Source organism: Rhizobium sp. YTUHZ045 (assembly GCF_051124255.1).
GTDB lineage: Bacteria > Pseudomonadota > Alphaproteobacteria > Rhizobiales > Rhizobiaceae > Rhizobium.
In genome coordinates, this window is the sequence record NZ_CP101432.1 from 3,297,645 (window position 1) to 3,305,000 (window position 7,356).

At 57.8% G+C, this 7,356-nt stretch carries 2 protein-coding genes, 1 tRNA gene, 2 rRNA genes and 2 pseudogenes; 1 reads left to right on the plus strand and 6 read right to left on the minus strand.

The window, feature by feature from the left end; translation table 11 throughout:
* Window positions 1-169: 169 nt before the first annotated feature.
* Window positions 170-1,120: pseudogene (locus NMA58_RS16430) on the minus strand (ParB/RepB/Spo0J family partition protein); the annotation flags it as partial.
* Window positions 1,121-1,381: 261 nt separating this feature from the next.
* Entirely contained in the window at window positions 1,382-1,885 is a 504-nt protein-coding gene (locus NMA58_RS16435) for a hypothetical protein (RefSeq protein WP_434711274.1), read from the minus strand.
* Between NMA58_RS16435 and NMA58_RS16440 the strand changes: the two are divergent.
* Window positions 1,844-2,872: pseudogene (locus NMA58_RS16440) on the plus strand (recombinase family protein); the annotation flags it as partial. The gene NMA58_RS16435 and the pseudogene NMA58_RS16440 overlap by 42 nt on opposite strands.
* A gap of 216 nt (window positions 2,873-3,088) precedes the next feature.
* On the opposite strand, the gene NMA58_RS16445 reads toward NMA58_RS16440, so the two are convergent.
* The 4 genes from NMA58_RS16445 to NMA58_RS16460 form a co-directional block, all read right to left on the minus strand.
* On the minus strand, window positions 3,089-3,499 hold the full coding sequence (locus tag NMA58_RS16445) for a hypothetical protein (protein WP_434711276.1): 411 nt from the start codon (window positions 3,497-3,499) through the stop codon (window positions 3,089-3,091).
* A 31-nt stretch (window positions 3,500-3,530) separates the two neighbouring features.
* A tRNA-Met gene (locus NMA58_RS16450) sits at window positions 3,531-3,607 on the minus strand.
* Between the two features lie 227 nt (window positions 3,608-3,834).
* Window positions 3,835-3,949: ribosomal RNA gene (gene rrf / locus NMA58_RS16455) — 5S ribosomal RNA — on the minus strand.
* A gap of 185 nt (window positions 3,950-4,134) precedes the next feature.
* Window positions 4,135-6,934, minus strand: a 23S ribosomal RNA gene (locus NMA58_RS16460).
* Between the last annotated feature and the right edge of the window lie 422 nt (window positions 6,935-7,356).

Genomic DNA, 7,356 nt, shown 5'->3' on the forward strand with positions numbered 1-7,356 from the left:
GTGAGTTGTCCGTCCTGCCGATAAAGACCATGCAACTCTGCATCTGCCTCTTCATTCTGTGGGGACACGGAAGAAGGGCTCCCATCGCACCGGGCGGATAGAGGACCATAACCCGGCGGGCACCGTGGAATACAATTGTTCGCGGTTACAAATCACCCTCGAGAGTCGCCCGTAGATCGGCGGCGATGCTCTCTAGCTTTTCGAGGACGAGCCGGTCCAGAAGGGCGGCGTCCTCGAAATAGCCACCACGATCCTCGGTAAAGAGATCGCGCAGGATCGTGCCGCCCGCTTCGAAATAAGCTTCCGCGCCAACGAAGATCGCCTTGCGGTCGTTGACAGGCACGTGGAACCTCGTCAGTTCGCGGCGGATGATGTAAGCCTCGCGATTATAACCGAGGCCTTCATAAACCTGCTCCTGTCGCGCATGGTCATCGGTGACGGCAAAGGCCATCAGTTGCTCAAGGGTCAAACCTCCGTCGCGATAGACCTGCATCAGCTTGGGGCTGACGGCACCCAAGCGGAGGCGCTGCTTCACGACATGCGCGGTCACGCCGAAACGAGCGGCGATCTCTTCCGCATCCCAACCACGCTGTTCGGCAAGCTCCCGGAAAGCCTCGAACTGGTCTGCGGGCAGGAGGTTGCTGCGCGTGACGTTCTCGTCCAGGCTGATCTCGAACGGATCGTTTGCCGTGTCGATGACGCAACGGACCGGTTCATCCGCCTCGATCTCCTTGCGCTTGGCGCGCAACACCTGCGCCAATCTCCGGCCTTCGCCGATGGTGACGAAGTAGAAGCCGGTTGGCTGGCCGTCGGGACCGAACTCCGGTTCGACCACGAGGTTCTGCAGAATGCCCTTGGCGGCGATGCTCGCCGCATAGGTTTCGATCGTCTCGGCGCTGTGCGGGGTCTTTCGTGCATTGCGGGGCGACTTCTTGAGCTTGTCGAGCGGGATCAGGATTTCCACGCCGCTCACGGCTTCCGCCGCAATGCTTTCTGGAGTGGGCAGAGCCGCAATCACATCCGCCGATACTTGTCCGATGCTGATGACGTTTTCGTCCGTTGCCACATCTTCCGCCGTCGTGGTCGTGACGGCCTTCGCCTTCTTCGCTGTCCTTGCCATTGTTCCAATCCTTTCCTTGGTCAATGCCGGAGGCATGTCCCCGACATGCCTCCCGGGGGCGCGTGAGCGCGCGGGGATGGAGGGGGCAAATGCCGGCGAGCATCGCCGGGCTGCACGGCGAGCGGGACGGATCGGAGAAGTGAATGGGTGCGGACTGTGCGGCGGCTTGCGAGCAAGCGGCCCTGCGATGCGCAGGCGGCGTTTGCAGGGGAGCAAGGGGTTAAGGCCCCTTGGCTCCCCATCTGGCAAGTCGCTCGTTGGTCAGTTTGTGAGGAAAAATGTGAACGAAAAAATCGATTTTAGGGGATTCGCCCGGCGAAATTTTCCGCTATGGTTGCGATCGGATCCCATGTTTCCACCGCATGAACCACGCGCAACCGCGCGGAACGCGTAAGGGGGTGAATGTCGTGCGCCGGAGTTCGCCACAATGCCCGGGAATTCGCATTCACAGATCAGGGCTTTCAGCCCAGTCTTTGCCCGGAACGGATTGGTCCGTTCGTCGGCGAGGATGGCGTTGTGGCAAGACAGAAGGGCATGGCCGCAAAGCAGGTTCGGGTGGTTCTTCAACCCTCCGCGACCATGCCGGTTTACGATCCGTCGAAACCAGACCCTCGCCTTCGCGATTTCGTGCGCCTTCTTGCACGACAGGCTGCCCGCAAATTTGTCGAAGCCGAACGGGAGCGCGCGTCCCGCGATCGTCTCCCCGACTAGGGAGGCCACCGCATGAAGGTCGCGCTCTATGCCCGCTACTCTTCCGACAATCAACGTGACGCCTCGATCGAGGATCAGTTGCGTCTTTGCCGCGCCCGGGCCGAGCGAGAGGCCTGGACGGTGGTCGACAGCTATACCGACCGGGCTATTTCTGGAGCGTCACTGCTGCGGCGCGGCGTGCAGGAACTGATCGCCGACGGGCTGAGGCGCCGGTTCGACTTGATCCTGACGGAGTCGCTGGACCGTCTCTCCCGCGACCAGGAGGACATTGCCGGCTTCTACAAGCGCATGCGCTTCGCCGGCGTCAGCATCGTCACGCTGTCCGAAGGGGAAGTCAGCGAGCTGCACATCGGCCTCAAGGGCACGATGGGTGCACTCTACCTGAAGGATCTCGCCGACAAGACCAGGCGTGGCCTGCGCGGGCGGATCGAGGACGGCAAATCGGGCGGCGGGCTCTGCTACGGCTACGATGTCGTGCGCCAGTTCGACGAGGCCGGCGCAGCCAGCCGCGGCGAGCGCACCATCAATGCGGCCGAGGCCGATATCGTCCGCCGGATTTTCATGGAGTATCTGGCCGGCATGTCGTCGCGGACGATCGCGATGCGGCTCAACAGCGAGAGCGTGCCCGGCCCGCAGGGTAGCGAATGGGGACCGTCGACCATTCACGGCAATCCGAAGCGCGGAACGGGGATACTCAACAACGAACTCTATGTCGGCAAATTGGTCTGGAACCGTTTGCGCTACCTCAAGGATCCGGACACGGGCAAACGCGTGTCGCGGCTCAATCCGGAAAGCGAATGGGCCGTCCAGGGCGTGCCAGAGCTTCGCATCGTCGACCAGAACCTATGGGAACTCGTGAAGCAGCGCCAAAACCAGTTGGCGGTCGAGCCGGGCACGAAGCCGGGTGACAATCTGCCGCTGAACGACCGCCGGCGCCCGAAGCATTTGTTCACCGGGTTGATCAAATGCGGCTGCTGTGGCGGCGGCTATTCGATGATCTCCAAGGATATGCTCGGCTGCACCAACGCCCGCAGCAAGGGCACCTGCGACAATCGGCTCAATATCCGGCGCGACACGCTCGAGGCCTCGATCCTGAACGGGCTCGACAAGCACCTGATGGAGCCGGAGCTCTTCAAGGAATTCTGCGACGAGTTCACCCGCGAGGTCAACAAAGCCCGGATGGAGGCACGGGTATCAATCGAGGCCGCCCAAGCCGAGCTCAAACGGGTCGAGCGAGAGCATGACAAGATCCTCGATCTATATCTCAAGGACGCGATGCCCGTGGAGATGCTCAAGGAGCGTAGCAGCAAGCTCGAAGCACGAAAGAAGGAGCTGGCTGGCATTCTCGATGAAGCTGACGAACCGCCTCCCCTGCTGCATCCCAACCTCGCAAAATATTACCACGACGAGATCGCAGCCCTTCACGACCAGCTTGGCAATGAGGAGACACGGGGGCGAGCCGCCCAGATGCTTCGCACGCTCGTTGAGCGGATCGAACTGGTGCCGAATGGTGATGAACTGGCGGTCGTGCTGCGGGGCGATCTCGCGGCGATCCTGACGTTTGCCTGCGGCAAGAGGAACCCTGCCTTCCTCGAACAGACGGCGATCATCCAGGAACTGATGGGCGGTGGCGCTATTTCCGAGGTCCAGAAACGCAAAAAGCCCCACGTTGGGGGCTTATTGGGATCGCAGGGATCGTTGGTTGCGGGGGCAGGATTTGAACCTGCGGCCTTCAGGTTATGAGCCTGACGAGCTACCGGGCTGCTCCACCCCGCGTTATTTTATTCCGGACTGTCTGAGCCCGGGAGCGATGACAGGCGTAGCCTGACGAGGTGAGGCCGTTAAGAGATCGATCCGGTGGATCGATCTTAGGCCGAACGGGCTGCTCCACCCCGCGGACTGATTATAACACGAAAGGCCGCTTTGTGGGCGGCCTTTTGTTTCGGCTTTGGGCCGTTGGCTTGTGATTGAGAAGATATTATCAACTGAGTTGCGATTTGCAGACCTGGCAGCGACCTACTCTCCCGCGTCTTAAGACGAAGTACCATGGGCGCAGGGGCGTTTCACGGCCGTGTTCGGAAAGGGAACGGGTGCAGCCACCCCGCCATAACCACCAGGTCGGCAAAGCGCAACTTGTTGTTTGAGAAGCTGGTGCAGGCCGAAGGCCTGGTTGTTTAAACACGTCAAAGGCTCAAACCGGACAAACACTTGCGTGTTTGCCGGGCCCGTCGCAAAGGCTGACGCCTTCGCTCTGTCGGGACGACCGCTTAGCGGTCGCCCTGAGATGAGCATGAACAATGAGAACGATCAAGCCGATCGAGCTATTAGTACCGGTAAGCTTCATGCGTTGCCGCACTTCCACACCCGGCCTATCAACGTGGTCGTCTTCCACGGCTCTGATAGGGAACACTCGTTTTCAGGTGGGTTTCCCGCTTAGATGCCTTCAGCGGTTATCCCGTCCATATATAGCTACCCTGCTATGCCCTTGGCAGGACAACAGGTCCACCAGAGATATGTCCATCCCGGTCCTCTCGTACTAGGGACAGATCCTGTCAATATTCCTACACCCACGGCAGATAGGGACCGAACTGTCTCACGACGTTCTGAACCCAGCTCACGTACCGCTTTAATTGGCGAACAGCCAAACCCTTGGGACCTGCTCCAGCCCCAGGATGCGATGAGCCGACATCGAGGTGCCAAACAACCCCGTCGATATGGACTCTTGGGGGTCATCAGCCTGTTATCCCCGGCGTACCTTTTATCCGTTGAGCGATGGCCCTTCCACGCGGGACCACCGGATCACTATGACCGACTTTCGTCTCTGCTCGACTTGTCAGTCTCGCAGTCAGGCGGGCTTATGCCATTGCACTCGACGACCGATTTCCGACCGGTCTGAGCCCACCATCGCGCGCCTCCGTTACTCTTTCGGAGGCGACCGCCCCAGTCAAACTACCCACCATACACTGTCCCGGACCCGGATGACGGGCCGCGGTTAGACATCCATGACGATAAGGGTGGTATTTCAAGGATGGCTCCACGGAAACTGGCGTCCCCGCTTCAAAGCCTACCACCTATCCTACACATGCCGACACGAATGCCAGTGTAAAGCTATAGTAAAGGTGCACGGGGTCTTTCCGTCTGACCGCAGGAACCCCGCATCTTCACGGGGAATTCAATTTCACTGAGTCTATGTTGGAGACAGCGGGGAAGTCGTTACGCCATTCGTGCAGGTCGGAACTTACCCGACAAGGAATTTCGCTACCTTAGGACCGTTATAGTTACGGCCGCCGTTTACTGGGGCTTCGATTCAAAGCTTGCACCTCTCCTCTTAACCTTCCAGCACCGGGCAGGCGTCAGACCCTATACGTCGTCTTGCGACTTCGCAGAGCCCTGTGTTTTTGATAAACAGTCGCTACCCCCTGGTCTGTGCCACCCCATCATAGTTGCCTAAAATGGGGTCACGCTTCTTCCGAAGTTACGCGTGCAATTTGCCGAGTTCCTTCAACATAGTTCTCTCAAGCGCCTTGGTATACTCTACCTGACCACCTGTGTCGGTTTCGGGTACGGTCTATACGGTGGAGCTATTTCCTGGAACCGCTCCGCTGCCCTGATAATCCAATAAACCAGAACAACTTGTGCAATCCGTCACTACCACCAGGCCCACGAATATTAACGTGGTTCCCATCGACTACGCGTGTCCGCCTCGTCTTAGGGGCCGGCTAACCCTGCTCAGATTAACTTTAAGCAGGAACCCTTGGTCTTTCGGCGAGAGGGTCTCTCACCCTCTTTATCGTTACTCATGTCAACATTCGCACTTCCGATACCTCCAGGAGCCCTCACGGGTCTCCCTTCATCAGCTTACGGAACGCTCCGCTACCACTTGCATTGCTGCAAATCCTCAGCTTCGGTGCATGGCTTCAGCCCCGTTACATTTTCGGCGCAAAGACCCTTATTTAGACCAGTGAGCTGTTACGCTTTCTTTAAATGATGGCTGCTTCTAAGCCAACATCCTGGTTGTTTTGGGATCCTCACATCCTTTCCCACTTAGCCATGACTTGGGGACCTTAGCTGGAGGTTAGGGTTGTTGCCCTTTTCACGACGGACGTTAGCACCCGCCGTGTGTCTGCCGAGTAGTACTCCCCGGTATTCGGAGTTTGGTTAGGATCAGTAAGACGGTGAGTCCCCATAGCCCATCCAGTGCTCTACCCCCGGGGGTATTCGCTCGACGCTCTACCTAAATAGATTTCGCGGAGAACCAGCTATTTCCGAGTTTGATTGGCCTTTCACCCCTAGCCACAAGTCATCCCAATCTATTGCAACAGATGCGGGTTCGGTCCTCCAGTTGGTGTTACCCAACCTTCAACCTGCTCATGGCTAGATCACTCGGTTTCGGGTCTAATGCAACAAACTATATCGCCCTGTTCAGACTCGCTTTCGCTGCGCCTACACCTACCGGCTTAAGCTTGCTTGTTACACTAAGTCGTTGACCCATTATACAAAAGGTACGCCGTCACCCTTGCGGGCTCCGACTGTTTGTAGGCATCCGGTTTCAGGTTCTATTTCACTCCCCTTGTCGGGGTGCTTTTCACCTTTCCCTCACGGTACTTGTTCGCTATCGGTCATGCACGAGTACTTAGGCTTGGAGAGTGGTCTCCCCATGTTCAGACAGGATTTCTCGTGTCCCGCCCTACTCTAGGACAATCGTGATATCTACGCGTACGGGGCTGTCACCCACTACGGCCGCACTTTCCAGAGCGTTCCACTTTAATCACAATTGCCACTGGCCTGGTCCGCGTTCGCTCGCCACTACTTGCGGAGTCTCGGTTGATGTCCTTTCCTGCAGGTACTTAGATGTTTCAGTTCCCTGCGTTCGCTTCTTACACCCTATGTATTCAGGTGCAGATACCTTATCACAATGCTTGGAAAGATAAGACGATCAGCAGATCGTCTTAAATTTTCCAAGCATTTAAGGTGGGTTGCCCCATTCGGAGATCCATGGATCAAAGCTCATTCGCAGCTCCCCACGGCTTTTCGCAGCGTATCACGTCCTTCATCGCCTGTGCATGCCAAGGCATCCACCAAATGCCCTTACGACACTTAATCGTTCTCATTGCCAATGCTCATCACTTAGCCGTCATCCCGAAGGGATGCGGCGGCCAGAGTTACCTTTTACAACCCAGGCCATCTTTGATGCCATCGACGTGTTCGACCTGATCACTTTATTGGAGCTACGCCGAGCAGCTCGCTTGTGTCAGGTCTTAAGACCAGCTTCTCGAGATTTGATCCGATACCGCGCGGTCAGGCAACGGTAATCCGATCGTCCGTCAGACAGCACAACAAGGCGCTGAACAACACGCGATAAACCGCTACGCGGTTTACGCTGACGATCCAGAGCGACAAGCTTCCTTCCACCCTCCAGCCCCTCCACCACATCCGGCCGGCTAGGCCATCCATGGGTTCACAGGAACTGGGCTCGGACGTCTCGGGCCAAAACCCAAAACACCTGGAAGCCTCCAGATCAATCT